Source organism: Streptomyces sp. NPDC002779 (genome assembly GCF_042888685.1).
Classification (GTDB): Bacteria; Actinomycetota; Actinomycetes; order Streptomycetales; family Streptomycetaceae; genus Streptomyces.
Genome location: NZ_JBIAQC010000004.1, coordinates 565,545 through 591,846 on the forward strand (window position 1 = coordinate 565,545; position 26,302 = coordinate 591,846).

The 26,302-nt window shown below is 68.3% G+C and carries 23 protein-coding genes and 2 pseudogenes; 14 read left to right on the forward strand and 11 right to left on the reverse strand.

Annotated features, from left to right (window positions below; all coding sequences use genetic code 11):
• Nucleotides 1–185: 185 nt before the first annotated feature.
• A complete protein-coding gene (locus ACFYW5_RS15325; RefSeq protein WP_389417444.1) occupies nucleotides 186–704 on the reverse strand; it encodes a GNAT family N-acetyltransferase in 519 nt (172 codons plus the stop codon).
• A 263-nt stretch (nucleotides 705–967) separates the two neighbouring features.
• Nucleotides 968–1,138 (reverse strand): hydrophobic protein, encoded by a 171-nt coding sequence (locus tag ACFYW5_RS15330; protein ID WP_389417445.1) that lies wholly within the window; start codon nucleotides 1,136–1,138, stop codon nucleotides 968–970.
• Nucleotides 1,139–1,442: 304 nt separating this feature from the next.
• Between ACFYW5_RS15330 and ACFYW5_RS15335 the strand changes: the two genes are divergently transcribed.
• The gene (locus ACFYW5_RS15335; RefSeq protein WP_389417446.1) at nucleotides 1,443–2,579 is read left to right on the forward strand and encodes a phosphatidylserine/phosphatidylglycerophosphate/cardiolipin synthase family protein; all 1,137 of its coding nucleotides are present in this window, start codon (nucleotides 1,443–1,445) and stop codon (nucleotides 2,577–2,579) included.
• A 154-nt stretch (nucleotides 2,580–2,733) separates the two neighbouring features.
• Nucleotides 2,734–3,297, forward strand: coding sequence for a dihydrofolate reductase family protein (locus ACFYW5_RS15340; protein ID WP_389417447.1), 564 nt, complete (start codon nucleotides 2,734–2,736; stop codon nucleotides 3,295–3,297).
• 7 nt (nucleotides 3,298–3,304) lie between these two features.
• Here ACFYW5_RS15340 and ACFYW5_RS15345 read toward each other — a convergent pair whose 3' ends face one another.
• Nucleotides 3,305–3,931: a LysE family translocator gene (locus ACFYW5_RS15345; RefSeq protein ID WP_389417448.1), complete on the reverse strand. Its 627-nt coding sequence runs from the start codon at nucleotides 3,929–3,931 to the stop codon at nucleotides 3,305–3,307.
• 93 nt (nucleotides 3,932–4,024) lie between these two features.
• Here ACFYW5_RS15345 and ACFYW5_RS15350 point away from each other — a divergent pair.
• Nucleotides 4,025–4,492 (forward strand): annotated as a pseudogene (locus ACFYW5_RS15350) (CGNR zinc finger domain-containing protein).
• Between the two features lie 11 nt (nucleotides 4,493–4,503).
• Here ACFYW5_RS15350 and ACFYW5_RS15355 read toward each other — a convergent pair.
• Nucleotides 4,504–4,878: an ATP-binding protein gene (locus tag ACFYW5_RS15355; RefSeq protein ID WP_389417486.1), complete on the reverse strand. Its 375-nt coding sequence runs from the start codon at nucleotides 4,876–4,878 to the stop codon at nucleotides 4,504–4,506.
• A 405-nt stretch (nucleotides 4,879–5,283) separates the two neighbouring features.
• Between ACFYW5_RS15355 and ACFYW5_RS15360 the strand changes: the two genes are divergently transcribed.
• The 4 genes from ACFYW5_RS15360 (at nucleotide 5,284) to ACFYW5_RS15375 (ending at nucleotide 13,833) form a co-directional block, all read left to right on the forward strand.
• Nucleotides 5,284–5,586, forward strand: a complete 303-nt coding sequence (locus ACFYW5_RS15360) for an STAS domain-containing protein (RefSeq protein ID WP_389417449.1) — start codon at nucleotides 5,284–5,286, stop codon at nucleotides 5,584–5,586.
• Nucleotides 5,583–6,515: an anti-sigma factor RsbA family regulatory protein gene (locus ACFYW5_RS15365; protein ID WP_389417450.1), complete on the forward strand. Its 933-nt coding sequence runs from the start codon at nucleotides 5,583–5,585 to the stop codon at nucleotides 6,513–6,515. Before ACFYW5_RS15360 ends, ACFYW5_RS15365 begins: the two co-directional genes overlap by 4 nt.
• Before the next feature lie 483 nt (nucleotides 6,516–6,998).
• The gene (locus tag ACFYW5_RS15370; protein WP_389417451.1) at nucleotides 6,999–11,270 is read left to right on the forward strand and encodes a HAMP domain-containing protein; all 4,272 of its coding nucleotides are present in this window, start codon (nucleotides 6,999–7,001) and stop codon (nucleotides 11,268–11,270) included.
• 181 nt (nucleotides 11,271–11,451) lie between these two features.
• Nucleotides 11,452–13,833: a SpoIIE family protein phosphatase gene (locus ACFYW5_RS15375; protein WP_389417487.1), complete on the forward strand. Its 2,382-nt coding sequence runs from the start codon at nucleotides 11,452–11,454 to the stop codon at nucleotides 13,831–13,833.
• A gap of 7 nt (nucleotides 13,834–13,840) precedes the next feature.
• Here ACFYW5_RS15375 and ACFYW5_RS15380 read toward each other — a convergent pair whose 3' ends face one another.
• On the reverse strand, nucleotides 13,841–14,320 hold the full coding sequence (locus tag ACFYW5_RS15380) for an ATP-binding protein (protein WP_389417452.1): 480 nt from the start codon (nucleotides 14,318–14,320) through the stop codon (nucleotides 13,841–13,843).
• 291 nt (nucleotides 14,321–14,611) lie between these two features.
• Nucleotides 14,612–15,934: an ROK family protein gene (locus ACFYW5_RS15385; protein ID WP_389417453.1), complete on the reverse strand. Its 1,323-nt coding sequence runs from the start codon at nucleotides 15,932–15,934 to the stop codon at nucleotides 14,612–14,614.
• Between the two features lie 195 nt (nucleotides 15,935–16,129).
• On the opposite strand from ACFYW5_RS15385, the gene ACFYW5_RS15390 reads away from it, so the two are divergent.
• From ACFYW5_RS15390 to ACFYW5_RS15405, 4 genes are read left to right on the forward strand one after another with little or no spacing between them, the layout of a single operon-like run.
• On the forward strand, nucleotides 16,130–17,446 hold the full coding sequence (locus ACFYW5_RS15390) for an ABC transporter substrate-binding protein (protein WP_389417454.1): 1,317 nt from the start codon (nucleotides 16,130–16,132) through the stop codon (nucleotides 17,444–17,446).
• A gap of 14 nt (nucleotides 17,447–17,460) precedes the next feature.
• The gene (locus tag ACFYW5_RS15395; RefSeq protein WP_389417455.1) at nucleotides 17,461–18,453 is read left to right on the forward strand and encodes a carbohydrate ABC transporter permease; all 993 of its coding nucleotides are present in this window, start codon (nucleotides 17,461–17,463) and stop codon (nucleotides 18,451–18,453) included.
• Between the two features lie 28 nt (nucleotides 18,454–18,481).
• On the forward strand, nucleotides 18,482–19,321 hold the full coding sequence (locus tag ACFYW5_RS15400; RefSeq protein ID WP_389417488.1) for a carbohydrate ABC transporter permease: 840 nt from the start codon (nucleotides 18,482–18,484) through the stop codon (nucleotides 19,319–19,321).
• A 60-nt stretch (nucleotides 19,322–19,381) separates the two neighbouring features.
• Nucleotides 19,382–20,737: a GH1 family beta-glucosidase gene (locus ACFYW5_RS15405; protein ID WP_389417456.1), complete on the forward strand. Its 1,356-nt coding sequence runs from the start codon at nucleotides 19,382–19,384 to the stop codon at nucleotides 20,735–20,737.
• A 230-nt stretch (nucleotides 20,738–20,967) separates the two neighbouring features.
• Here the strand turns inward: ACFYW5_RS15405 and ACFYW5_RS15410 are convergent, their stop codons facing one another.
• The 4 genes from ACFYW5_RS15410 to ACFYW5_RS15425 all read right to left on the reverse strand — a co-directional run bounded on the left by ACFYW5_RS15410 (nucleotide 20,968) and on the right by ACFYW5_RS15425 (nucleotide 24,549).
• The gene (locus ACFYW5_RS15410) at nucleotides 20,968–21,477 is read right to left on the reverse strand and encodes a DinB family protein (RefSeq protein WP_389417457.1); all 510 of its coding nucleotides are present in this window, start codon (nucleotides 21,475–21,477) and stop codon (nucleotides 20,968–20,970) included.
• Nucleotides 21,474–21,875, reverse strand: coding sequence for a VOC family protein (locus tag ACFYW5_RS15415; RefSeq protein WP_389417458.1), 402 nt, complete (start codon nucleotides 21,873–21,875; stop codon nucleotides 21,474–21,476). Before ACFYW5_RS15415 ends, ACFYW5_RS15410 begins: the two co-directional genes overlap by 4 nt.
• 168 nt (nucleotides 21,876–22,043) lie before the next feature.
• Complete coding sequence (locus tag ACFYW5_RS15420) at nucleotides 22,044–23,309, reverse strand: CHAP domain-containing protein (protein WP_389417459.1); 1,266 nt, start codon at nucleotides 23,307–23,309, stop codon at nucleotides 22,044–22,046.
• A 244-nt stretch (nucleotides 23,310–23,553) separates the two neighbouring features.
• Nucleotides 23,554–24,549 carry a LuxR C-terminal-related transcriptional regulator gene (locus ACFYW5_RS15425; protein ID WP_389417460.1) on the reverse strand — a complete coding sequence of 332 codons (996 nt, stop codon included), beginning with the start codon at nucleotides 24,547–24,549 and terminating at the stop codon, nucleotides 23,554–23,556.
• Nucleotides 24,550–24,706: 157 nt separating this feature from the next.
• Here ACFYW5_RS15425 and ACFYW5_RS15430 point away from each other — a divergent pair, with 157 nt between their 5' ends.
• On the forward strand, nucleotides 24,707–25,015 hold the full coding sequence (locus ACFYW5_RS15430) for a hypothetical protein (RefSeq protein WP_389417461.1): 309 nt from the start codon (nucleotides 24,707–24,709) through the stop codon (nucleotides 25,013–25,015).
• 216 nt (nucleotides 25,016–25,231) lie between these two features.
• Nucleotides 25,232–25,429, forward strand: coding sequence for a hypothetical protein (locus ACFYW5_RS15435; protein WP_389417462.1), 198 nt, complete (start codon nucleotides 25,232–25,234; stop codon nucleotides 25,427–25,429).
• Nucleotides 25,430–25,469: 40 nt separating this feature from the next.
• Here ACFYW5_RS15435 and ACFYW5_RS15440 read toward each other — a convergent pair whose 3' ends face one another.
• Nucleotides 25,470–26,045 (reverse strand): TetR/AcrR family transcriptional regulator, encoded by a 576-nt coding sequence (locus tag ACFYW5_RS15440; RefSeq protein ID WP_389417463.1) that lies wholly within the window; start codon nucleotides 26,043–26,045, stop codon nucleotides 25,470–25,472.
• Nucleotides 26,046–26,101: 56 nt separating this feature from the next.
• Here ACFYW5_RS15440 and ACFYW5_RS15445 point away from each other — a divergent pair.
• Nucleotides 26,102–26,302: pseudogene (locus ACFYW5_RS15445) on the forward strand (hypothetical protein); the annotation flags it as partial.

The following is a 26,302-nucleotide window of genomic DNA, read 5'->3' on the forward strand; positions in this document are numbered from 1 at the left end:
TCATCGACGATCACGGTCGGCTCTGGTAGGAAGACATCCCGGTCGACGGGGCCATAAGCGATCAGGTCGTACAGCGATCGCCCCTCGCCGAAGTCGGCGTCCAGCGAGAGCGCAGCATCAACCGGTGGCATCGACACCGAGCCCACTCGCCGTCCAATACGAGTCGGCCGCCCTGGTCGCAGTGATCAGTGAGTGGCTGCCGCCCCTGACACGGCACGCTCCATGCACACCAGTTGCTCCCGTTCCTCCCAAGATTCGGCGACGGTGAAGCCGAGTCGCTCGTACAGGGCGATGGCAGCCGTCCGCCACTTCCACACCGACAGCCGTACCGTGCTGACGCCGCTCCCCGCGGCATGCGCGAGCGCCGCGCTGACCAGGCCGGCCGCGACGCCCCGACTACGGAAGGCCGGGTCCGTCCAGAGCCTCTTGATCTCCGAACGCCCGCTGTGGGGGGCGGTCACCACCACACAGCCAACGACTTCGTCGCCGCTCAGGGCCATCAGTACGACATCGTCGGCGAACGCGGCCCGCGGGTCCGAGATTTCTGACCGGTAGCGGTCCGGCAACCCGTGCGCATCAACAACGGCCTCGCCCTTCTCGGCCTCCGTTTGCAGATGGTAGGCCGCCAACAGCTTGGCCAACCGGTCCGCGGAGGGCCCCTGACCTGGCCAGCGGACGATGACAACCTCGCATTGATCAGTCACTTCGCCAGCATCACACGACCGTGCCTGTGATCGCTCAACTGCCCAGGCCAAACCGTCCAGTTCGAGGGCGCGATACGGGAGCTGGCTGATCGGTACTCGGGCAGCTCCAGGTATGCCCCTATAGGGAGCAGTATTTCATTTGCTGCATTTCCTAGCGACGCTGCTTAACGCGTCATGAGAGTAAGCAGTAATGCTAGTGCATACGCAGGAGGGCTGGGCCAAAGAGATTCTTTGGCCCAGCCCGCCTGCGTATTTCTTGCTGGCTACCAGCGGTACCAGCGACCCCGACGGCCGCTACTGGCATGGGGCCGCATAACAAACCCCAGCAACCACACCACGAGAACGACGACCGCTATCAGCCACAGGGCCTTGAGAGCGAAGCCGGCGCCGAAAAGAACGAGTGCGAGAAGTAGAACAAGAAGCAGGGGAACCATGATTATCGACCTCCGCAGAAGCATGTGCCCTGCCTTCGAGAAGGCATACCTGCGAGTTTTTGGGTTTGATCCTTCTGCGGTGCGGTATAAGGTGCGCCGCTGCAGTTCTCGAGTACGGCCGACCCCGGGCACTGTCCCGAGTTCACCCTCCCTGTGTACAGTCGGCTCGCCTCGGCGGTGCCGGACGCGCGGGGCGGCCTTTCTCGACCGGCCAGGAGGAGCCGTGACCAGCACACCCACCGAGTCAGAAGGGTCCCGAGTGACAGCCGCGTCGTCCTCGTCCCCGGCGGAACACATACAACGGATGAGGCGCCGTCTGGAGCGACTGATCGGCATCGCCGCCACGGAAGGCAACGCCCTCCTGCCGCTGCGTAACGGAGACGAGATCTTCGCGGCGATGCTCAAGAGCATCCGCAGCGCCCAACACACCGTGGACATGATGACGTTCGTGTACTGGCGTGGCGAGATAGCCCGCCAGTTCGCCGAGGCGCTGGCTGACCGGGCTCGCAACGGGGTGCGTGTGCGGCTACTGCTGGACGGCTTCGGCAGTCGGCTTATTGAGCGGAATTTGCTGGATATGATGGGCCGGGCCGGGGTCGAAGTGGCGTGGTTCCGTAAGCCCTTGTACCTCACTCCGCTCAAGCAGAATCACCGCTGCCATCGCAAGGTGGTGGTCGTGGACGAGGAGACGGCGTTCACCGGCGGAGTGGGTATCGCCGAGGAATGGTGCGGAGACGCTCGCAACGAGCATGAATGGCGTGACACTCACGTTCAGGTTCGCGGACCCGCGGTGGACGGTATCGCCGCCGCCTTCGCGCAGAACTGGGCCGAATGCCATGACACCCTCTTCGATGAACGCGACCGCTTCAGCGACCACACGCCGGAAGGCGATGCCGTGGTCCAGGTCGTCCGCGGCTCGGCGAGCCTCGGCTGGCAGGACATGCAGACCCTGCTACGGGTCATGATCGAATGCGCGCAGCACCAATTCCGGTTGGCCACCGCCTACTTCGCCCCTGACGCCTACTTCATCGAATTGCTGTGCGCGGCCGCCCGGCGCGGCGTCGAGGTGGAGATCCTGCTGCCCGGCCCCCACACCGACAAGCGCGTCTGTCAGCTGGCCGGCCAGCACTTCTACGAAGACCTGCTCGACTGCGGGGTGCGCATCTTCGAGTACCAGCCGACGATGATGCACGCCAAGGTCATCACCGTCGACCAGGTAGCCGCCTTGATCGGCTCCACCAATTTCAACCGCCGGTCTCTCGATCACGACGAAGAAGTCATGCTCGCCGTCCTCGACGAAGACTTCGCCGCCACCCTCAACCGGCACTTCGACGAAGACTTGCAGGTCAGTGAACGGATCGAGAAGGGTCGCTGGAAACGCCGCTCCGTCACCCGGCGACTGGGGGAGGCGGCCGTCTTTCCCATCCGCCGCTTTCTGTAATCCACGGGCCAATCCACAAGCCAATCCACGGGTCGAAGCCTGCGGGACAGCAAGGGCACACAAACTACGCTCACACCATCCGCATAACCCGTATCCAGGATTCGGGCCAAAGCCCGTCTAAACTTCCGAGACCGACTGACGGAAGGCCGGCGTTATGCGGAGACTGCTCTACGGCATGAACCTGTCCCTGGACGGCTATGTCGCCGCGCCCGGCGACGACCTCAGCTGGAGCGAGCCGAGCGACGAACTGTTCCATTGGTGGCTCGACGAGGAGCGGGCGATCAGCCTGTTGCTGTACGGGCGCAAGCTGTGGGAGACCATGAGCTCCTACTGGCCGACCGGCGACCAGCAGCCGGGCGCTACGCCAGCGCAGATCGACTTCGCGCGGAACTGGCGGGAGACGCCGAAGGTGGTGTTCTCCTCGACGGTCGACAAGGTCGACTGGAACGCTCGCCTGGTCACCGGTGACGCGGTCGCGGAGATCACTCGGCTCAAGGCCGGGGACGGTGGCCCGATGAGGGTCGGTGGCGCAGCGCTCGCCGGGGCGGCGATGCGGGCCGGGCTGATCGACGAGTACACGATCGTGACCCATCCCGTCCTGGTGGGTAGCGGCAAACCGTTCTTCACCGCGCTGGACGGCCGGACGAACCTGAACCTGGTGGAGACCCGGACGTTTCCCGGCGGTGTGGTCCTGAACAGGTACGAGACGAAACGCTGAACGCGGATCAATATGCCAGGAGAATCTCGACAGTGATCGCCGCTGCCAGCACCACATAAACGGCGCACGCAGCATAATTCAGCACGGCCGTCGCCCTTGTGGAGCCGGTGAGTCGTCCATGAAACGATCCCGACAAAACTCCGATGCCCCCGTAAAGAATTATCTCCATCAGGACATTGATCGCACCGAGCATGGCCATCTGTAGTTCAGGATTCTCTGCACTCCCTATGAACTGCGGGAGGACCGCGAGGTAAAAAAGAATTATTTTCGGATTCGTCAGGCTGACCAACACGCCTCGCAGATACCACCTGCCTGTCGCGATATCACCGTGTCCGTTGATCGCCCGCCGCGCATTTCGCATGGTCACGTACGCCAGCCACAGCAAATACGCGGCACCCAATATTCTCACCGCATCAAGCACCGATGGGTGAGATCGGGCGACTTCGCCCATCCCGGCAACGACGGCGGCGGCATAGACGCTCATACCTGTACCTATGCCGAGGATGGCTTTCAGTGCGGACAGGCGACCCCCCTCAAGGCCCACTGCGAGCATGTAAGCCATATCGGGCCCGGGCGGAGCGAGAAAGAGCAGGATCACCGCAATGTAGCCTGGCAGCACCGCTAAATCCAGCATTGTCAACTACCTCCGGCTTGGCGAGTCACCCCAGTTGGTGGCCGGAAACCTGCTGCTGACCTTGGAGGATTCACGAGAGTCCCGGTGGCTCCTGTGTGTGGCCCTGAGTTTCGCCTCGGTAAAGTGCTGACGGCCAACTTCACGGGGACCCTGTCAGAGCGTCGCGGTGAAACAGTGGAACGCATCCCTGTGCCCACTCGGCTCACGGACTAGTTGGCAGTCAATGGACTCGCGGCCGACTCCTGCACCAAGCTCCAGCTCGACCGGGCCCGAGAGCTAAGGGAATCAATTCACGCGGCTGCCACGATCCTGACCCCCGAGGGTGACCGAAAAAGGCGGCTGGGATCCTCTTCCGTGGAAGATGCGCTCAGCGTGATCGCCGCCGACGCGATCAGTCTTCTCGCGGGAGAGCGCGAGGGAGAGATCTCCCTGTGCGCCTCGCTCACGTGCCGAGCCGCTTTCCTGGGCACGAGCCGAGGCGGCACACGGAAGTGGTGCGACATGAAAACGTGCGGAAATCGCGAGAAGAAGACACGCTTCCTCGTCGAACAAGCTCAATAGCTCACGCCAGGTCAGCGGGCGTCCTCGGTCGGGCGCGGAGGGTGAAAGCAGGCCGTGACGGACTTGCCGTCGGGGCAGGGGCGGGCTTCCCAGTCGTCGGCCAAGGCGTCGACCAGGAACATGCCCCGCCCGCCGAGGCGGTCACCGCTGGGGGCGCGTGGGGTGGGCAGGGCGGCGTTGTCGTCGTGCACGGTGACGTGCAGGCACTGGCCGTCCCAGGTCAGGACGAGCCGAGCGGAGGAGCGTGCGTGGATGTGTGCGTTGGTGACCAGTTCCGACACGGTCAGCAGCACATCGTCCACGGTCTGGGGAGCGCTGTGCGCCCAGTCGAGCGTCTCCAGATGCTTGCGGGCCCAGTCGCGCGCCGCCTTCGGGCCGGTGTGCATGGGCAGCGAGCGTGCCCAGCCCACCGCTCGCAACGACGATTCATCCACTGTGACCCCTCCTTGCAACGAACCCGGCTTTGCCCTGACGCGGGTACCCGCTGTATGCGTGCTGACGCGAGGAGCCACACTTTGGCTGGGCGTTTCGGGTCAGTGGCCGCACGATGAGGGTGGGGAAGTCGTCGACAAGATCGAGAGGGATGTCCTCGGCCCCGGCCGCCGGTGCGTAGGCGCGGGCACCGGGCACGCACCCGCCGGAGCAACTGGGATGCCGCTATAGGCTAAGGGTCCGGAAGAAGCTTTTTGCTGCCCGTACTGTTGGGAGAGGCAGTCGGCAGGTGGCTGCTGGATGGGTGGAGGAGACCGAGCGGGGATGCCCCACACGGTCCGGCAATGCCAGGGAGGATCATGTTGGAGGTGAGCCCGTTGCCCGGTCGTACCGGGATACGTGCCCGTGGTGAGATCAGCGCGCTCACCCGCCCGGCCTGGGAGCGGGCCCTGTCCGACCTGGCCCGGCAGCATGCGGGTGTCTCCTACGTGGAGCTGTCCGACGTGGCCTTCGTCGACGTGGCCGGCGTGACGGCGCTGGCGGTCACCGCCATGAACCTGCCCGACGGACGGGTGGTCGTCGAACATCCCCCGCCCCAGCTGCCCGCGGTGCTGGCCATGTTCTGGCCGGGCTTGAACCGGATCGAGGTGGCGCCGCGATGAGCGCCGTACATGCCGACGACCTGTTCGTGCACCCTGCCCTGTTCTACCGCAGCGAGCAGGAGTACACGCAGCAGACGCTGTCGTTCCTGAGGGAAGGGCTGGCCAACGGCGAGCCGATGGCCGTCGCGGTGCCCGGCCCCAACCTGGAGCTGATCAAGAACGGGCTGGGCGCGGACGCCCAGGACATCCTGTTCCTGGACATGACCGAGGCCGGCCGCAACCCCGGGCGGATCATCCCCAAGGTGCTGCGCGGATTCGCTGACGCGCACCCCAAGGGGCGGGTGCGGATCATCGGGGAACCGATCTGGGCCGGGCGCAGCGCGGTGGAGTACCCGGCGTGCGCGCAGCATGAGGCGCTGATCAACGCCGCGTTCGAGGGCCGCGCGGTGACGATCCTGTGCCCCTACGACGAGACACGGCTGGACCCGGAGGTGATCGCCGATGCGCGGATCACCCACCCCACCCTCATCAGCGGCGACGGCCGTGAGGAGATCAGCGACGTCTACGACTGGAAAGCGGTCGTCTCCCACTACAACCAGGAGCTGACGCCCGCGCCGGACGCCGCCGTCTTCTCCTACGGGGCTGAGGAGCTCCCAGCGGTCCGCAAGTTCGGCGTCGCTAAGGTGGCCCGGCTGGGTCTGGCCGGCGAGCGGCTGATGGATGCGGAGCTGGTGATCGCGGAGCTGACGACCAACAGCGTGGTGCACGGCGGCGGCCGGGGAACCCTCGCGGTCTGGGCCGAGCAGGGGCAGGTCGTGATGGAGGTCCGCGACGCGGGACGGCTGACCGACCCCTTGGCCGGGCGCCGCCCGGCGCAGCACGGCAAGCCCGGTGGGCGAGGACTGCTCCTGGTGCACTACGTCGCCGACCTGGTGCGCCTGCACACCACCAGTGAGGGCACGACCGTCCGCGTCTACGTCAGCGCGTGACCACGGTGTGGGCGCCCACCTGCCCGGGTGGCCGCCCACCCCTCCATGTTTCCGGTCGGCGTGGCGCCAGGGAGCGATGTTGCAAGCTCATGCTGGCGGCGCGCAGCAGCCCCCCAGGCGTAGTTGCAGGACGGCCGAAGAAGGGACCGCCGCCCACCGCGCGCCAAGTGGCTTTCGTCACCGTTTGCGACCATGCGCCGCCGTCACCGCGGCGGCGGGCGCACACCTGCGACTGCGAATCGAGCTGAGTACCCCTTCCGGGCCCGGGTATGCACACTCCCACCTGTCCGTATCCCTGATTTCCTTGGTTGCTCCGACGCTTTGTTCCGCGCCGGTAATCTGGGTTAGCCTGCGGCGTGTTTTTCTCGTTGCGTACTTCCGTGAGCTGCGGAACTGCACGCACGACGGCCGGGCCGCCGATCGGTTCGGGGGGTTCCGAGTTCTCGGTGTCGAGGGCTCCTGGGGAGCGGAACGAGGGTACGCATGACCAGCAACAGCGCCGGGGTCGTAGAGGTCTCCAAGGGTGATCAGGAGCTCCGGCGGCTCCTGGCGGGCCTGACGGCCGTGCGGGACGGGGACTTCGGCACCCGTCTGCCGGTCGACGCCGACGGCCTCATGGGCGACATCGCCCAGGTCTTCAACGGCATGGTGGACCAGCTGTCCGTGTTCACGTCCGAGGTCACCCGGGTGGCCCGCGAGGTGGGTACCGAGGGGACGCTGGGCGGCCAGGCGGAGGTGCCCGGCGTCTCGGGGACCTGGGCCGACCTGACGGACTCGGTCAACGCCATGGCGGGCAATCTGACCACCCAGGTCCGCGACATCGCGCAGGTGGCCACGGCCGTGGCCAAAGGCGACCTCTCCCAGAAGATCGACGTGCCCGCCCGCGGCGAGATCCTGCAGCTGAAGGAGACCGTCAACACGATGGTCGACCAGCTGTCCGCGTTCGCCGACGAGGTCACCCGCGTCGCGCGCGAGGTCGGCAGCGAGGGGCGCCTGGGCGGCCAGGCCCAGGTGCCGGGTGTGGCCGGTGTCTGGCGCGACCTCACCGACTCCGTCAACCACATGGCGGGCAATCTCACGAGCCAGGTCCGCTCCATCGCCCAGGTCACCACGGCGGTGGCCCAGGGCGACCTCTCCCAGAAGATCACCGTCGATGCGCGCGGTGAGATTCTTGAATTGAAGAGCACCATCAACACGATGGTCGATCAGCTGTCCGCGTTCGCGGATGAGGTCACGCGGGTGGCCCGCGAGGTCGGCACCGAGGGACGCCTGGGCGGCCAGGCGGATGTCAAGGGCGTCAAGGGCACTTGGCGCGACCTCACCGACTCCGTGAACTTCATGGCGGGCAACCTCACCGGCCAGGTCCGCAACATCGCGCTGGTGGCGACCGCGGTGGCCAAGGGAGACCTCTCCCAGAAGATCACCGTGGACGCGCGCGGTGAGATTCTTGAACTGAAGAGCACCATCAACACGATGGTCGATCAGCTGTCCGCGTTCGCGGATGAGGTCACGCGGGTGGCCCGTGAGGTCGGCACCGAGGGGCGCCTGGGCGGCCAGGCACAGGTGCGCGGCGTGTCGGGCACCTGGAAGGACCTCACCGACAACGTCAACGTCATGGCCTCCAACCTGACCGGCCAGGTGCGCTCCATCGCCCAGGTCGCCACCGCCGTGGCGCGCGGTGACCTGTCGCAGCGCATCACGGTCGAGGCCAAGGGCGAGGTCGCGGCTCTGGCGGACGTCATCAACACCATGGTCGACACCCTGTCGGCCTTCGCCGATGAGGTCACCCGGGTGGCCCGTGAGGTCGGCACCGAGGGACGCCTCGGCGGCCAGGCGCATGTGCCGAACGTCGCGGGCACCTGGAAGGACCTCACCGACAACGTCAACTCGATGGCCAACAACCTCACCGGCCAGGTGCGCAACATCGCGCTCGTGACGACCGCGGTGGCCAAGGGTGACCTGTCGAAGAAGATCGACGTCGATGCACGCGGCGAGATCCTCGAACTCAAGACGACCATCAACACGATGGTCGACCAGCTGTCGGCCTTCGCCGACGAGGTCACCCGGGTGGCCCGCGAGGTCGGCACCGAGGGACGCCTCGGCGGACAGGCCGAGGTGGAGGGTGTCTCGGGCACCTGGAAGCGCCTGACGGAGAACGTCAACGAGCTGGCCGGGAACCTGACCCGGCAGGTGCGCGCGATCGCCGAGGTCACCAGCGCCGTGGCGGAGGGCGACCTGACGCGCTCGATCAACGTCGAGGCCTCCGGCGAGGTCGCCGAGCTCAAGGACAACATCAACTCGATGGTGGAGTCCCTGCGCGAGACGACCCGCGCCAACCAGGAGCAGGACTGGCTCAAGACGAACCTCGCCCGGATCTCGGGCCTGATGCAGGGCCACCGCGACCTGCCCGTGGTCGCCGAACTGATCATGGACGAGCTGGTCCCCCTGGTGGCGGCCCAGTACGGGGCCTTCTACCTGGCCGAGGAAGGCGACGGCGGCCCTCGGCTGCGGCTCGTCGGCTCCTACGGGTACCCGGAGGACGACGCCCGGCCCACGCGCATCGCCTTCGGCCGTACCCTGGTCGGCCAGGCCGCCCGCAGCCGGCGCACCATCACGGTGGAAGATCTGCCGGCGGACTACGTGACCATCTCCTCGGGGCTCGGCGGGGTGGTGCCCACCGCGCTGGTGCTGCTGCCCATTGTGGTCGAGGACCAGGTCCTCGGCGTCATCGAGCTGGCATCGGTCACCTCCTTCACACAGATCCAGCACGACTTCCTCGCACAGCTGATGGAGACCATCGGCGTCAACGTCAACACCATCGTGGCCAACGCCCGTACCGACGAGCTGCTGGCCGAGTCGCAGCGCCTGACGGCCGAACTCCAGGACCGGTCGGCGGAGCTGCAGGTGCAGCAGGAGGAACTGCAGCGCTCCAATGCCGACCTGGAGGAGAAGGCCTCGCTGCTGGCGGCGCAGAACCGGGACATCGAGGCGAAGAACCTGCAGATCGAGCAGGCGCGGCAGGAGCTGGAGACCCGTGCCCAGCAGCTGTCGCTGGCCTCGAAGTACAAGTCGGAGTTCCTGGCGAACATGAGCCACGAGCTGCGCACCCCGCTCAACAGCCTGCTCATCCTCGCCCAGTTGCTGGCCCAGAACCCGGCCCGCAACCTCACCCCGAAGCAGGTCGAGTACGCGCAGATCATCCACTCCGCCGGCTCGGACCTGCTCCAGCTGATCAGCGACATCCTCGACCTGTCGAAGGTCGAGGCCGGCAAGATGGACGTCACGCCCGAGCGCGTGGCGCTGCCGCAGCTCATCGAGTACGTCGAGGCCACGTTCCGGCCCATGACGACGCAGAAGAGCCTGGACTTCACGGTGACGACCGCGCCCGGCGCGCCCGCGGACCTGTTCACGGACGACTCGAGGCTGCGCCAGGTGCTGCGCAACCTGCTGTCGAACGCAGTGAAGTTCACCGAGCGGGGCGGTGTGCAGTTGAGCATCGAACCGGCGGCGGACGACGAGGTGCCCCACGGAGTGGTCCGGGGCGGCGCTGTGGTGGCCTTCCGTGTCACGGACACCGGCATCGGCATCCCGGAGCAGCACCTGGAGACGATCTTCGGCGCCTTCCAGCAAGCGGACGGCACGACGAGCCGCAAGTACGGCGGCACCGGTCTGGGCCTGTCCATCACCCGGGAGATCGCCCATCTGCTCGGCGGCGCCGTCACGGTGCACAGCACGCCCGGCCAGGGCAGCACCTTCACGCTGTTCCTGCCGGTGGCCCGTCCCGACTTCCAGGAACTGGTCGACCACGGCGGCACCCCGGAGCGGGTCCCGGACGAGTCCCTCCCCGAGGGCTTGTCACGCCCGGTACAGGTGCCCCGGCTCGGGCCCGGACCGCGGCCCCGGCGCCTGCTCGTCGTGGAGGACAGACCGCGCGGCCTGCTGACCCTCGTCGCGGAGAGCGTGGTCGCGGACCTCGCGCACGGCCGTGAGGACGGCGGGCAGCGGCCCGCGGTCGAGATCATCACCGCTGTCGGGGCGCAGGAGGCGGCGGGCGCCCTGGCGGCTGACCCGTGCCACTGCGTCGTCCTGGAACTGGGCACGCCGGACGGTGAGGCCGCCCGGTTCCTCGAGGCCCTGGAGGGTGACCCGGCGCTGGCGAGTGTTCCTGTGCTGGTGCACAGCGGTCATCGCACCGACCCGGTCCGGGAAGAGACGCTGCGGTCCTACTCGGCGGGCAGGGCGCTGGAGTTCCTGTCCAGTCTCGACGAACTGCGTGAGCGGATCGTCCTGCACCTGTCCGCCGAGGAGCCCGGGGACGTACTGACCCTGGTCCGGTCCGAGGACGCGCGGCCGGTGACACCGCATCCCGTCGACGACGAGCCGGCGGACCGTACCGTCCTGGTCGTCGACGACGACGCGCGCAACCTCTTCGCGCTCAGCGGGATCCTGGAGTTGCACGGCTTCCGGGTGCTGCATGCCGAGAACGGCCGCCAGTGCATCGAGACGCTGGTGAACAACCCGGACGTCGCGCTCGTGCTCATGGACGTGATGATGCCGGAGATGGACGGTTACACCGCCACGGCAGAGATCCGCAAAATGCCGCAGTACGCGGAGCTGCCGATCATCGCCGTCACGGCCAAGGCGATGCCCGGCGACCGGGAGAAGAGCATCGCCTCGGGCGCCAGCGACTACGTCACCAAGCCCGTCGACACAGGCGACCTCATCGCCTGTGTCCGGCGCTGGCTGCCCGCATGAGCACGTCGGCGGTCCTCCCGCACTCCGGCGGGTCGGACGCCCCGCAGCGCCTGCCGTTCCGCGCCCCAGGGCGCTTCAGCCGAGGAGCCTTCACACCGTGAGCAAGTCCGAGCATCCGGTCGAACCGGATCAGGGCGGTGCGCCGGAGCTCGAATCCGGAACTCCCGGCGCGTCCTCCTCGCTGTCGGTGCCTGTCGCCGGCGCGGCGCCCGCTGATGTCGCGAGCGGTCCGCCCGCCACACCGGTGGGCAGGCTGGCGGCCACCGTGGAACGGCTCAGCCGGGAGGTGCGGGCCGCCCAGGCGGAAGCCGAGGGACGCGCCCTGATCGAACTGGCCAAGGGCATCCTGGTCGAACGGCTGACGTGCGGGCCCGCCCAGGCCGCCCGGCAGCTCGCCGAGCTCGCCGAGCAGGCTCAGGTCACCCCTCTCGAACTCGCCGTCGACATCATCAACCAGGCGGCCCGGGACCGGATGTCCGAGGTGACGGACGCGTTCCTCGCCGCCACCAGGGCCGCGGAGGAGGCCAAGGCCGAGTCCGCCGCCGTACGCCTGCGCGCGGCGGAGAGCGGTGCACTGGCCGCGGACGACACCCAGGCAGTCGCGGAAGCCCTGCTGGAGCAGGCGCTGCGCCCGCTCGGTGCGGTGGCCGTGGCCGTGTGGTCCGCGGGGTCCGACGGTTCGCTCACGCTGGCGGGCAGCGCCGGGTTCTCCCCGGCCGAGGCCGCTCGCTGGCGGTACGTCCCGCCGGACGTGGCGACGGTGGCGCGGCGCGGGCTCACCGAGCGCTCGGGGCAGTGGTTCACGTCCCTCTCGGAGACCGGACTTCCCAGCATCGGCCTGCACCACCATCCGCACGGGGGCCGGGCCGCCCTGCCCGCCGGTACCGGGGGCCGTATCCACGGCGTGCTGGAGATCGCCTGGCCCTCACCCCTGGGGCCGCAGCCGCCGCAGATCGTCCGCCAGGTGGAGGCCCTGGCGGAGCTGTGCGGTCACACCCTGGAGACCTACACGCTGCTGCACGGTCCCGCCCAGGAACCGCGCGTCATGCCGGACGCCGCGGAGCTGATGGACCTGGCCGACGGACTGCACGATCCCGCGCTGGTCCTGGTGCCTCACCTGGACGACGCCGGGAACCTGGTGGACTTCCGTATCCAGCACGTCAACAACCGCTTCCTGGACCCGGCAGGCCGGGCTCGTGCGGTGGTGAGCGGCGCGCTGCTGCTGGAGGCGTACCCGATGGCCGCGGGGGACAGCGAGCTGTTCCACCGCATCGAGCACGTGTACGCCACCGGTGAGCCCTTCCGGGCCCGCCGGATGAACCTCACCGCCTTGGTCGACCAGGTCCCCCTCTCGGCGGTCGCGGACATCAGCATCAGTCGGCACGGCACCACCGTCCTGCTCATCTGGCGCATCGAGGACGAGACGGCGCGCCTGGCGAGCCTGCTCCAGCACGCCCAGCGCCTCGGCCGCATCGGCGGCTTCGAGGAGAACGTGCTGACCGGTGAGATCACCTGGAACGGACAGCTGTTCGATCTCTATGGGCGCCCGCAGTCGAGCACCCCGGTGCCCCTGGAGCATCTGCCGGCCCACGCGCATCCGGACGACGGCATCGCCATCCGCCAATTCCTGCGCACGCTGCTGCACCACCGGCGGCCGGCCGCCGCGGCCTTCCGGCTCCAGCGACCGGACGGGGTGACCCGCCACATCCGCATCGTCGCCGAGCCGGTGCTCGACACCGACGACCGGCTGCTCCTCGTACGCGGCGCCTGCCAGGACATCTCCGCCCAGCACTGGACCGAGGTGGCGCTCGCCGCCACTCGCGACCAGCTGGCGCACACCGAGCAGCAGGCCACCGAGCGCAACCGGCTCACCCTGCAGCTGCAGCACGCCATCATGCCGCCCGAGCAGACACCGCTGGAGGTCCCCGGCCTCCAGGTGGCCGTCCGCTACCGGCCCGCGGAAACCGAGCAGCTGGTGGGTGGCGACTGGTACGACACCGTCGAGCTGCCCTCCGGGCAGGTGCTGCTGTGCGTGGGCGACGTGGCGGGGCACGGCATAGAGGCCGCGACCAGCATGGTCGTCCTGCGCAACGCCCTGCGTGGCCTTGCGGTGACCGGTGCCGGGCCGGGCCAGCTGCTGTCGTGGCTCAACATCGTGGCGCACCACCTGACGGGCGCCGTCACCGCGACGGCGGTGTGCGGGCTGTACGACCCGGCCCTGCGGACGCTCCGCTGGGCGAGGGCGGGCCACCTGCCGCCCGTGCTCGTCCAGGGCAGTGACGCGGCCGCTCTACCCCTGGTCAAGGGGATGCTGCTCGGCGCGCTGCCCGAGGTCGGGTACGAGGAGAGCGAGATCCAACTGGCCGAGGGGGACACCCTGCTGATGTACACGGACGGTCTGATCGAACGCCGCGACCGGTCCGTGGAGGAGTCCCTGGTCCACCTGCTGACCACCGCCCGCACGGCGCCCAGCTCACTCGACCAGCAGCTGGACCGCCTGCTGACCTACAGCAACTCGGACACCGACGACGACACGTGCATCGTGGGCATCCGGCTCGGGTGAAGGAACGTCACGGATTCGTGCTCCCGGCGATGTGCCCGCCGGGGTCGTCGGCCAGCGCGATCAGCGCCGTGACGCGCTTGCCGACGGGTTCACGATGGACCTCGTAACCCTGGCTGACCGCGAGGGTGATCTCCAGGCCGTGCCGGCCGACTCGCCGCGGGTCGGTGGCGGCGACGTCCGGCAGGACCGGGTCGCTGTCCCACACCGAAATCCGTACCGCGCCGCCGACGATCCGCAGATCGAGCATGACCGGTCCTGGCGCGTACTTCACCGCGTTGGTGACCAGTTCGCTGACCACCAGCTGCGTCATGCCCAGTGCCCGCTCGGACACCGGCACCCCGTGCACGGCCTCCACGTCGCTGAGAAAGCTCGTGGCCAGGTGCCGCGCGGCGCCGATACAGGAGGAATCGCCGTCATAGGCGGCCGACGCCCACAGCGGATCCCGGTCCCCCGTCTTCTGTCCCTCGTCCCCCACGGTCTGTCCCATGAGCCCCGTCCCCGTCTCACATGATCGTCACGCAAACTTCACGCTGCACTCAGGCAGCATCGCACGGCCACCTGTCGGCTGCCCCGGCACAGGGGTCTTCAGCCTTCAGGTAGCACCCGTAATTCAGGGTCCTCGAAATCAGGCTGGTGAGCCAAATCCGGAGGGGCGGCTGGCGAGAGCGCAGCTGATGCATCGCATCAGGGCTGACGAAGGGGTACGGGGGTACAAAGGTGAAGTGGTCGGGCGGGCTCTTTCAACTTCGCGCAGTCCAAGACCACTTGCGTTGCTCGTTCACTGAGCCGCCCGTTCCCGCAGGCTGTTCTGCCACATGGGGCTCTGCTCCTCCGGGGCCGCCTCGGGGCGGCGGCCGCCGCGGGCGAAGAAGTCCGCGAGGGGCAGGATCGCGGCTCCTACGGTGACGGCGTCCGGTCCGAGGGTGCCCAGATCGATCTCGACGCGCCCGGCCGGGTACTTCAGCGAGTACGACGCGGCGTACGTCCGCACCGTGTCGAGGAAGCGCCGGCCGAGCTGGAGGCCGGCCCAGCCGCCGACGAGGACACGTTCGGGCTGGAACAGGTTGATCAGGTCGGAGAAGCCGGCGCCGAGGTACTCCGCCGTCTCCTCCAGGACGGCCAGCGCGGTCGCGTCGGTCGGCGCGGTCGTCCCGTCGGCGTCGGGGGTGGGGTACGCGGCGGCGAGCATGGCGGTCAGCGCGGTCTCTTCGTCGACGCCGGCCAGGGGCCGCCCGCCTGCCTCGGCCCACCGTTCCAGGAGCGCTTCGGAGCCGGCGTACGCCTCCAGACAGCCCTTGGCGCCGCAGCGGCACTGCCGCCCCCGTACCCGTACGGTCAGATGCCCCCACTCCACGGCCCGGCCGGACCGCATGTCGTCGGTGACGACGCAGGCGCCGACACCGGAACCGAAGAGCACCACCACGGCGTTCTGCGCGCCCCGTCCGGCACCGAACCACATCTCCGCCTGGCCGAGCGTCTTGGCACCGTTGTCGATGTAGTACGGCACGTTCTCCGGCAGCAGCCGGGACTCGCGCAGCAACCGCTCCAGCGGGACGGCGTCCCAGCCGATGGTCTGGCCGTGCACCACGGCGCCATCGTGTGCGCTCCTGGCGACGATGCCGGGGACGCCGATGCCGACGCCCAGCAACCGCTCCGCGGGGATACCGGCCTGGCTCAGCACTTCGGTGATGCCGTCGCGGAGGTGACCGACCACGACACCGACGTCGTAGCGGTCGACGCGCCGCGGCCCCTCGGTCGCGAGCGGCTTCTCCACCCGGGCCAGTTCGGTCAGTGCCAGGTCGAAGAGCTCGATCCGCACCCGCGTCTCGCCGACGTCCACGCCGATCATGTAGCCGCTGTGCGCGCTGATGCGCAGGAGTGTGCGGGGGCGGCCGCCGGCCGAGTCGACGCTGCCGGCCTCCTCGACCAGGCCCTCGGCGACCAGCTCGGACACCACGTTGCTCACCGACCCCGAACTCAGCCCGGTGACCGGGCCGAGCGAGAAGCGGCTCAAGGGCCCGTCGAAATACAACCGTTGCAACACCGCGGTGCGGTTCGCCCGCCGCAGGTCACGCACCGTACGGCCGCTGCGCATTGTCACCCTGCCCCCTCGTCTTGGATGTCCTGCACGCAACTTACATGGGGCGGAGCCCTTGACGCGACCTTCACTTGAGGTTTAACTCACACCGTGAATTAAGCGGTGGGGTGCTTCAGGCCTCGAACGCGGGACGCCAGTCGTGTCGCACCCTCCCCGCAGGCGAAGTCCATCCACCTCCCCGGAAGGGCCCTTGGAGTCATGCGCAGAATCAGAGCCGCAGCCGTCGGCGTCGTCACCCTCTCCCTCGTTCTCACCGCGGCTGCCTGCGGCGGGGGCTCGTCCGGCTCGGAGGGGTCCAACGACAAGCCCAAGACCCTCACGTACTGGGCCTCCAACCAGGGCGCCAACCTGGAGGTGGACAAGAAGGTCCTCCAGCCCGAACTCGACAAGTTCGAGAAGGAGACCGGCATCAAGGTGAAGCTGGAGGTGGTGCCCTGGTCGGACCTGCTCAACCGCATCCTCACCGCCACCACCTCCGGCCAGGGACCCGACGTCCTGAACATAGGCAACACCTGGAGCGCCTCCCTCCAGGCCACCGGCGCCCTGCTGCCCTGGGACGCGAAGAACTTCGAGGCGATCGGCGGCAAGGACCGCTTCGTCGACTCCGCGCTCGGTTCCACCGGCGTCCAGGGCCAGGACCCCGCCGCCGTACCGCTGTACTCCATGGCCTACGCGCTCTACTACAACAAGAAGCTCTTCGCCGAGGCCGGCATCGAGAAGCCCCCGGCCACGTGGGACGAGCTGGTCGAGGCCGGCAAGAAGCTCACCGCCAAGGGCAGTAACGGCCTCGGCGCCGAGGGCTCCAACCTCTCCAACAACATCCACCAGGTGTTCGTCCTCGGCAAGCAGCACGGCGCGGACTTCTTCACCCCTGACGGCAAGCCGGACTTCACCTCCGACGGCGCCGTCGCGGCGGTCAAGCAGTACGTCGACCTGATGGCCAAGGACAAGATCATCGCGCCCGGCAACGCCGAGTACGCGCAGAACCAGTCCCTCAGCGACTTCGCCAAGGACAAGACCGGCATGGTGCTGTGGCAGACCGCCTCGGCCACCTTCAAGACCCAGGGCATGAAGGACGACGAGTGGGGCGTGGCGCCCGCTCCCGTCCAGTCCGGCACCCCCGGTGAGGGCGCCAACACCAACTCCATGGTCGCCGGCATCAACCTCGCCGTCTTCAAGAACACCAAGAACATCGACGGCGCCAAGAAGTTCGTCAACTTCATGACCAGCGAGGAGGAGCAGGTCATCCTCAACAAGGCGTACGGCTCCATCCCGCCGGTCAAGGCCGCCCAGGAGGACCCGGCCTTCAACACCCCCTCGCTCGCCGTCCTGCGCGAGACCCTGGCCACCAGCGCCACCGCGCTGCCGCAGGTGCCGGAGGAGTCGCAGTTCGAGACCGTCGTGGGCACCGCCGTCAAGGAGCTGTTCGCCGACGCCGCCGCGGGCCGGGCCATCACCACCGAATCGGTACGGGCCAAGCTTGAGAAGGCCCAGCAGCAGATGCCCAAGAACTGAGTACGGACACCCAGATGACTCTCACCGCTGCCCCTGGCACAGGCGAGCGGAAGGCACGCAAGAGCCCCCCCGAAGCGGCGCGCACGCGCCGCTTCGGGCGGCTGCGCCGCATCGGCCTGCCGTACCTCCTGCTGCTCCCCGCCCTCCTGCTCGAACTCCTGGTTCATCTGGTGCCGATGGTCATCGGCATCGCCGTCAGTTTCAGGGAGCTCACCCAGTTCTACATCCGTGACTGGACCACAGCTCCCTGGACCGGATTCGACAACTACTCCCTCGCGGTCGACTTCAACGCCCCCATCGGCGAGGCACTGCTGAAGTCCTTCGTCACGACCTGTCTGTTCACCGTGCTCTCGGTCGGCCTGTGCTGGCTCCTCGGGGTGGCCGCCGCCATCTTCATGCAGGAGAGCTTCCGCGGCCGTGGCTTCCTGCGCACGCTCTTCCTCGTGCCGTACGCGCTGCCGGTCTACGCGGCCGTCATCACCTGGGCGTTCATGTTCCAGCGGGACAACGGCCTGGTGAACCACGTGATCCACGACCAGCTCGGGCTCACCGACAGCGCGCCGTTCTGGCTCATCGGCGACAACAGCTTCATCGCCCTGCTCGTCGTCTCGGTCTGGAAGGGCTGGCCGTTCGCCTTCCTCATCGTCATGGCCGGGCTGCAGAACATCCCCCGCGAGATGTACGAGGCCGCCGCGCTCGACGGCGCCGGCATCTGGCAGCAGATCCGCCGCATCACCCTGCCGTCCCTGCGCCCGGTCAACCAGGTGCTCGTGCTGGTGCTGTTCCTGTGGACGTTCAACGACTTCAACACCCCCTTCGTCCTCTTCGGCGAGGCGGCACCGGAGGCCGCGGACCTCATCTCGCTGCACATCTACCAGTCCTCGTTCCAGACCTGGAACTTCGGCACCGGCTCCGCCATGTCGGTCCTGCTGCTGCTGTTCCTGCTCCTGGTGACGGGCGCCTACCTCGCGCTCACCTCCCGCGGAAGGAAGGCCACCGATGCCTAGCCGGTCCGGGCTTCAGGCCCGCTCTCCGATGGCCGCGCCGCAGTCCTTCCTGTGGAGCCGGCGGATCTTCCTGACGCTCCTCGCGGGCTTCGTGCTGCTGCCCGTCTACGTGATGATCTCCAGCTCGCTGAAGCCGCTGGAGGACGTGTCGGGGAAGTTCCAGTGGATGCCCTCGAGTCTCACCGTCCGCCCGTACTTCGACATCTGGGAGACGGTGCCGCTGGCCGACTACTTCATGAACTCGCTGATCGTGGCCGGGGCGGCGACCGTCTGCTCCGTCACCATCGCGGTGTTCGCGGCCTACGCGGTCAGCCGCTACACCTTCCGCGGCAAGCGCGTCTTCACGGTCACGGTGCTGTCCACCCAGATGTTCCCCGGCATCCTCTTCCTGCTGCCGCTGTTCCTCATCTACGTCAACATCGGCAACGCCACCGGCATCGCCCTGTTCGGCTCCCGCGGCGGCCTGATCCTCACCTATCTGACCTTCTCGCTGCCGTTCTCGATCTGGATGCTGATCGGGTACTTCGACTCGGTCCCCAAGGACCTCGACGAGGCGGCCAAGGTCGACGGCTGCGGGCCGCTCGGCGCCCTGTTCCGGGTCGTGGTGCCGGCCGCGATCCCCGGCATCGTCGCCGTCGCCGTCTACGCGTTCATGACCGCCTGGGGCGAGGTCCTCTTCGCCTCCGTCATGACCAACGACACCACCCGCACCCTCGCGGTCGGGCTCCAGGGCTACTCCACCCAGAACGACGTGTACTGGAACCAGATCATGGCCGCGTCGCTCGTCGTCAGCCTGCCCGTCGTCGCCGGGTTCCTGCTCCTGCAGCGCTACCTCGTCACCGGCCTGACCGCCGGCGCCGTCAAGTAGCAGCGCGCGGCGCTTCTTTCTGATCTCGCTTCCTCCGACCACCCCAGAGAGGCACCCTCTGTGTCCGATTCGATAGACCTCGCCGCCTTCCCCGACGACTTCACGTGGGGTACGGCCACATCCGCCTACCAGATCGAGGGCGCCGTCGCCGAGGACGGCCGGGCACCGTCGATCTGGGACACCTTCTCCCACACCCCGGGAAAGATCGACAACGACGACCACGGCGACGAGGCCTGCGACCACTACCACCGGTGGCCCGAGGACATCGCCCTCATGAAGGAGCTGGGCACCGACACCTACCGGATGTCCATCGCCTGGCCACGCGTGGTCCCCGGCGGCGACGGCCCGGTCAACGCGGCCGGCCTCGACTTCTACGACCGTCTCGTCGACGCCCTCCTCGCGGCGGGCATCACCCCCAGCATCACCCTCTACCACTGGGACCTGCCCCAGGTCCTCCAGGACCGCGGCGGCTGGACCGTCCGCGACACCGCCGAACACCTCGCCGCCTACACCTCCGCCGTCGCCGGGCGCCTCGGCGACCGCGTCACCCAGTGGGCAACCCTCAACGAGCCGCTCTGCTCGGCCTGGATCGGCCACCTGGAAGGCCGGATGGCACCCGGCCTCACCGACCTCACCGCCGCAGTACAGGCCTCGTACCACCTGCTGCTCGGCCACGGCATCGCCACCCAGGCCATCCGCGCGGCGGCCCCCGGCGCTCAGGTCGGACTCGTGACCAACCACTCCACCGTCGAGGCCGCCTCCAGCCGCCCGGAGGACATCGCCGCCGCCGCCCGCATGGACGGCCACACCAACCGCTGGTGGCTCGACCCGGTCTACGGCCGCGGCTTCCCCGCCGACATGCGCGAGCTCTATGGCGTCGAACTCCCCGAGCGCCCAGGCGACTTGGAGGCGATGGCCGTCCCGCTCGACTGGCACGGCCTGAACTACTACTTCCCCGTCACGGTCGCCGACGACCCGGCCGGCCCCGTCCCGTACGCCCGTGAGGTGCGCCTGCCCGACGTGCCGCGCACCGGGATGGACTGGCAGATCGACGCGGGCGGTCTGGAGGCGTTCCTGATGAGGCTGACCGATGACTACGGCGTCGGGCGGCTGTACGTCACCGAGAACGGCTCCGCCTTCCCCGACACCGTCGGCCCCGACGGCAGCGTCGACGACCCCGACCGCGCTCGCTACCTGGAGCAGCATGTCGCCGCCTGCGCCCGCGCCGTGCGCAAGGGAGCCCCGCTGGCCGGCTACTACGCATGGTCCCTGCTCGACAACTTCGAGTGGGCCTACGGCTACGACAAGCGGTTCGGGCTCGTCCACGTCGACTACACGACCCAGGCACGCACCATCAAGTCGAGCGGTCGCCGGTACGCGGACATCATCGGCGCCCACCGGCAGAGCCAAGGCTGACCGTCGGCCCGGAGCAGGAGCTTCGCGGAAGGTGCGGGTGGCGGTGACCCGTGGCCTGCCGCCGCCCGCCGCGGGCGAACCAGCGTGGCATATCGTGAAGTGTGATGATCCGGCCGCCGCGCCCGCTGCTCGCGGGCGCGGCGGTGTGGTGTACGGGATGCGGGCTTCTCCAGCCATCGCGGCGGACGTGATGAGCGAGCGCGGGAGATTGCGAAGCCGGAGCGCGGCTTTCAGGTCAGGACCAGCCAGCGGCGGCCGTCGATCAGCTCTCGGGCTGCGTCGAGGTGGCCCGCGTGGCACGCGGTCTCGGTGATGACATGGAGCATGACGTCACGCAAGTTGTGCAGATGCGGTTCCCCGAAGAGGTGGTGGGGCCACCAGGCCAGCGTGGTATCTGCTGAGCAAGCGGCGATAGAAGCGTTTGCGAGGTCCATCTCCCGGCAGTACCGCTCGATGACCCCGGTGGCCGGCACATCGGGTGCCACCTGCCAAGCGTCGTCGGTCTCGTCCAGAGCGCGAATGACGTCCTTGTCCCCGAGGACGACCGCGCGGAACCAGAACCGCTCAACATCCAGCGCGAGGTGCTGGACGAGCCCCAGACAGCTCCAACCCGACGGCAGTATCGGCCGCCGCAGCGCCTGGTCGTCGAGACCGTCCACGATGCCGACGACATGGCGCCGTTGTCCGTCCAGGGAGCTGAGAAGTGCGTTGATCTCCGGGTCGGTTGACGTCGTACTCATTGCGCGATCTCCCAGATGTGGCCGCCCGGGTCCTGGAAGCTGGCGGTCCGTATTCCCCAGGGCCGGTCCATCGGACCGTTCAGCAGCGTCACGCCGAGTGCCACCAGTTCCTTGCACTTCGCATCCACATCGTCCACCGGGAGGGTGAGCTGGGCGCGGGATCCCTTCTCCGGGGCCGCCACGCTCGCGGGAGCGATGAGATCGTGTGCCGCGGCCGACTTCAGCAGGTTGATGATGGTGTTGCCGAAGCCGAACACGGCCGAGTTGTCGTCCTCGTAGTGCACCGGCAGGCCGAAGACCTCTCGGTAGAACTGCTTCGTGGCCTGCAAGTCCTCAACGAACAGGGTGATCGCGCTGATGCGGGAGGGCCACGAGGGATCGCTTGCCTTTTCGGTCATGGCTCAAAGGATCTACGAGCGACCCCACCGTGCATAGAGGGCGACCGTGGGCGTGCAGTGAACAACATGGCCTGCTGGAAACGCGGTTGACTGCAAGCCCGTTACCCCACCCCGGCTCGCGCAAGGCCCGCACGGCAGCTGACCCCCACCTTGCCGGTCCCTGCGTGCTCAGCCGACGGGAGAGACGAAGCCCGCGATGTCGCCCGCGTTCAGGGGGTTGTTGTTCGTCTTCCAGTTGTACGTGGCCTTCTTCACCATGTCGCTCTCGTTGCCACCGACGGTGGTGACGAGGTCGCCGTCGACCGCCACGACCAGGTTGACGTGATCGGCGTCACCGCCACCGTGGTAGCCGTAGACCACGGCGTCACCGACCCTCGGGGTGCTGTGCAGGGTGCCGTTGTTCAGGCCGTAGGTGTAGAGACTGCCCGACTCCGGAGTGACACCGCTGGTCTTGACCCCCACGTTGGCCCACACGTAACGGACGAACTCGGCGCACCAGGCGTTGTTGTGCTGGAAGTTGAAGTCGTAGAAGTTCTTGCCCACTTGGGCGTTGGCGACCTTGGCGATCTTCTCGCCGGTGGTGGCGGAGGGCGCCGGCGGCACATAGGCGCAGTTGTTCGCGTAGGCCGACAGGAGGCTCTGAGTCCAACCGGAGGCGTCCACCGGGTCGTTGGGGTGGTACGCGATGTCGGAGCCGTCTCCGTCGGTCGGGTCGGCGTCCTGGTACCAGTACATGCCACCGCTGGTGCGGCCGTAGTACAGGCCCCCGCCGGGGGAGGTGAGCGAGTCGACCCCGGTCCAGCCGGCGCTCTTGAGGGTGGCGCGGGTCCAGTCGTTCACACCGTCGATCTTGTAGCTGTAGAGCTGGCCGCCGGATGTCGAGGCGATGATGCGGTCGTCGCCGGCCGCCGCGAGCGTCTTGAGGACGAACCCGGTGTCGATCACCACGTGCTGGCCTATGTGTGCCGTTCCCGAAGGCTTGGCCTGGGACACGACGTACTGGTGGAGTTGACCGTCGACCGTGCCGTAGAGGTGGCCGGCGCCGTCGTAGACCATCTTGTCGAAGGTCCAGCCACCGTCCCAGATCTTCACGACGCCTGCCAGGGTCAGTGAGGTGTTGTTCGTCTGGACGTCGACGCGGTAGAGGTCGCCGGTGGTCGAAGTGACCAGGATGGTGTTGAAGTTGAGGGTCGCCATGGCCTTGGGGGTGAAGCCGAGGTCCGGGCCGATGAGCGTCTTGAGGCGGTCGCCGGTGTTCGGTGCGATCTGGGTGTACGTCAGCCGGCCGTCCGACAGGGTGCCGTAGATCGACACGTCGCCGGTACACGAGGCGGCGGCCTGCGCGGTCTCGCCGGTGACCGTGACCAGTGCGAGGGACATGGCACCGACGGCGAGGGCGGCGGAGGCACGACGGACGGTGTTGCTCAGCTTCATGTTCTCTCCTGCGGCATGGAAGACGAGCGGGCGCGCGGCACATCCCTGGCTCGGACAGCTGCCCTGCAGGTGCAGCTGTGAGAGCTGGAACGGGGTGTGGCGCCCGGTGGCAGAAGCCACTTTCGCCGCAGGTCACGGCCGGGGGAAGAGGGTTCTGGTGGACGCAAGAGTCCCTGGCCGGTTGCGTCCTGAGGGGTATGGGTATGGGGGCCGGGGCGAATCCGAGGCCCGGGACCGGGATGGGTCAGAGGCGGGCCGGGAGCCAGCCTTGCTGAACGGCGCGTACGCCGGCCTCGAACCGGCTGCGTGCGCCGAGGCGCTCCATCAGTTCGGAGGCGATCCGCCGGGCCGTACGAGGCGAGACCCCGAGCCGCTTGGCGATCGTCTCGTCGGTGTGGCCCTCGGCCAGCAGGCGAAGGGCGGTCGCCTGCTGGCCGGTGAGCCCGTCCCGATCGACGGGAACGACCTCGCCGAGCGGCCGGGCGGTCTCCCAGGTCGTCTCGAAGAGTGCGCACAGCGCGGTGAGCATGCCCTGTCCGGTCAGCAGGACCGCACCCGTGCCGGTGTCGTCGCTGTTGACCGACATCATGGCGATCCGCCGGTCCATGAGGATCATCCGCGTGGGCAGGGACGGCACCGTGCGGACCTGGCCGCCCAGACCCGCCAGCCAGTCGGCGTGCTCGACGGTGGGCCGGTTGGTGCGGACGCTGTCGAGGTACACCGTGCGCATCCGCACTCCACGACCGAGCAGATCCTGATTGAGCGGCCGTGACGCGGCCATGTTCTCCGAGGTCTGCGGCCCGCCGGGGGCGAAGGTCAGGAACTCCTCGGCCACCTCGCGGGTGAGGACGGCCAGCCGGTCACGGATCTGGTCGAGGCCGACCAGCTGTTCTACTTCGGGATGGCTGGTGGCCGGGCGAAGCTCGGCGTACTCGGAGATGAGCTGGGCGGCAGCCGCCCGTGACGTTTCGAGGCGCTCCTGGTGGGCCGCCAGCAGCGCCTGCTGCCGGGCCATCAGGATCTCCATCCCGATGTCGGGCGAAACAGCGCGGAGTCGGCCCGCGTCCCCGGCGGCCGGACGCACCAGGGCCAGCTCGCTCAGCGTGTCCAGGGCGTCCCGCACGCTCTCCTCGGACAGCTCCACGCTTTCGGCGAGGACGGCGACACCGGCTGCCGGGTGTCTGAGCATCGCGCGATACACCGTCTCGGCGACGGCATCGAGTCCAAGTGCGGTCATCATGTGGCCCCCAGGTCCCTGCATAGAACATCCCATACCCGTCGGGAATCCTCGCAGAGGGCGGTTGATCGTCACAGCCGAAGGACGGAATGGGCCACGACCGCAACCGTCCAGGCCGATATCCGCCCCGAAAGCGTCTTGCGTTGAGACTCTGGAGCGCATGTACCTGGTCCACGCACATCTGGATCTACCCGACGGTGTGGAACTCCCGCAGAACGTCAGGGAATTGGTGCGACGCGCGATCGTCCCCGGCGATCGCGTCGAGCACATCGCCGTGCACGCGTGCCCCCCGCGCGGACTCACACTCGGCGTCTATCTGCTGGCAGGCGTCCTGGAGGAGGCAGAGGCGCGGGCCGTACAGGTCTGCGACCGGCTGCTGCGCGAGATGCCGGAGCTGGCCGGGGCGCGGTTGACCGGCGCGGGAGTGCCGGTGCAGCCGCTCGCCTTCCTGCCGGGGCCGGCGGACTGAGAGGAGGCTGCGGACTGAGACGGGGCCGGCGGACCGAGACGGGGATGGACGCGGCCTGCGTGGACGCATCAGTCCAATGCCTCTTCCGTCCATTCGCGGAGTCTTTCCGAGGGGCTGAGCTGCGGCAATTCTGAGGTGACCGGCCAGGCCGAGCGTCACCGCGGGACGCGAAGGCTGCCGACACCGCACCTCACCTCCGGATGAACGGACACCCTCATGCTTCGTACTCGCCTCGCCAGGACTGCCGCGGTCACCTCTCTGGCTGCTGCGGCGTTTCTCGCCGCCCCGGCTGTCGCGTTCCAGTCCGAGGCGGAGACGGTTCCGGCCTCCTCCGTGCTCGCCGACGCCGGCTGGCAGAGCGCCCCCGCGGACGCCGGCTGGCAGGCCACCCCTGCGGACGCCGGCTGGCAGTAGGCGGCTCAGCCGCATCTCGTGCGCCACAGCCACGGGCGTCTCAGCGAGGTTCGAGGTCGCTGTGGTGCCGGGCGGCCAAGGCGGTGATTCCCGCGGCGGCGGCAGCGGCGAGGTCGGTGACCAACGCGTCGTCGACGGGCAGATTGAGGATGTACAGGGCGGACGCCAAGGAGCCCAGAAGCAGCAGGTGTGCCATCGCGGGGTCGACCGGCCCGACCAATTCACCGCGATTCACGGCCCGTTCGATGATGTCGGCGAAGACGGCCTGCTCGGCAACCAGGAAGGTTTCCTGGAACCGCCTGTCCAGTTCGGGGTTGGCGGCGATCTCGCTGATCAGCGCCGGTGCCAGATGCCGGGCGGCCGGGGTGGCCACGCGCCGGTGAAATGCGCGGACCAACGCGAGCAGATCCCCGTACAAGGAGCCGGTCCCGGTCAACGCGGGCAGCTCCCGCTCGTCCGTGGTCGCGACGAACGCCATCTCGGCCTTGGAGGCGTAGCGGCGGTGGATCGCGGCCTTGCCCACCCCGGCGCGCGCCGCGACCTGGTCGACGGTCAGGGCCGGGTAGCCGATGTCGTCGATCAGCTCGCGCGTCGCCTGCAGGATCCTGTGATCCACGCGACTGTCTCGGGGGCGTCCGCCCCGTTGCCCTCTCACTGTCATGCCTGGTTCAGATGATCAAGTGGGCCGGCTGGATCATCACCTTGTGCGGCGCCGCGCACACGCTCGGCGCGCTGACCGTGGAGAAGGCCGCACAGCACGCCGGGACATGGTTCAGCGGGGGGGTGCCCCTATGTCTTTGGTCAAGGTGGATGGGTGCTGATTCGGGCGTCTGGAACGATGTGCCTGTGCATGCTGATGATCAGGTTGGCGAG

Bases quoted from the DNA above. Each gene is read 5' to 3' on its own strand.
- ACFYW5_RS15330 (WP_389417445.1), bottom strand. From the start codon at position 1,138: ATGGTTCCCCTGCTTCTTGTTCTACTTCTCGCACTCGTTCTTTTCGGC.
- ACFYW5_RS15335 (WP_389417446.1), top strand. From the start codon at position 1,443: ATGAGGCGCCGTCTGGAGCGACTGATCGGCATCGCCGCCACGGAAGGC.
- ACFYW5_RS15340 (WP_389417447.1), top strand. From the start codon at position 2,734: ATGCGGAGACTGCTCTACGGCATGAACCTGTCCCTGGACGGCTATGTC.
- ACFYW5_RS15345 (WP_389417448.1), bottom strand. From the start codon at position 3,931: ATGCTGGATTTAGCGGTGCTGCCAGGCTACATTGCGGTGATCCTGCTC.
- ACFYW5_RS15355 (WP_389417486.1), bottom strand. From the start codon at position 4,878: ATGCACACCGGCCCGAAGGCGGCGCGCGACTGGGCCCGCAAGCATCTG.
- ACFYW5_RS15360 (WP_389417449.1), top strand. From the start codon at position 5,284: ATGTTGGAGGTGAGCCCGTTGCCCGGTCGTACCGGGATACGTGCCCGT.
- ACFYW5_RS15365 (WP_389417450.1), top strand. From the start codon at position 5,583: ATGAGCGCCGTACATGCCGACGACCTGTTCGTGCACCCTGCCCTGTTC.
- ACFYW5_RS15370 (WP_389417451.1), top strand. From the start codon at position 6,999: ATGACCAGCAACAGCGCCGGGGTCGTAGAGGTCTCCAAGGGTGATCAG.
- ACFYW5_RS15380 (WP_389417452.1), bottom strand. From the start codon at position 14,320: ATGGGACAGACCGTGGGGGACGAGGGACAGAAGACGGGGGACCGGGAT.
- ACFYW5_RS15390 (WP_389417454.1), top strand. From the start codon at position 16,130: ATGCGCAGAATCAGAGCCGCAGCCGTCGGCGTCGTCACCCTCTCCCTC.
- ACFYW5_RS15395 (WP_389417455.1), top strand. From the start codon at position 17,461: ATGACTCTCACCGCTGCCCCTGGCACAGGCGAGCGGAAGGCACGCAAG.
- ACFYW5_RS15400 (WP_389417488.1), top strand. From the start codon at position 18,482: ATGGCCGCGCCGCAGTCCTTCCTGTGGAGCCGGCGGATCTTCCTGACG.
- ACFYW5_RS15410 (WP_389417457.1), bottom strand. From the start codon at position 21,477: ATGAGTACGACGTCAACCGACCCGGAGATCAACGCACTTCTCAGCTCC.
- ACFYW5_RS15415 (WP_389417458.1), bottom strand. From the start codon at position 21,875: ATGACCGAAAAGGCAAGCGATCCCTCGTGGCCCTCCCGCATCAGCGCG.
- ACFYW5_RS15420 (WP_389417459.1), bottom strand. From the start codon at position 23,309: ATGAAGCTGAGCAACACCGTCCGTCGTGCCTCCGCCGCCCTCGCCGTC.
- ACFYW5_RS15425 (WP_389417460.1), bottom strand. From the start codon at position 24,549: ATGATGACCGCACTTGGACTCGATGCCGTCGCCGAGACGGTGTATCGC.
- ACFYW5_RS15430 (WP_389417461.1), top strand. From the start codon at position 24,707: ATGTACCTGGTCCACGCACATCTGGATCTACCCGACGGTGTGGAACTC.
- ACFYW5_RS15435 (WP_389417462.1), top strand. From the start codon at position 25,232: ATGCTTCGTACTCGCCTCGCCAGGACTGCCGCGGTCACCTCTCTGGCT.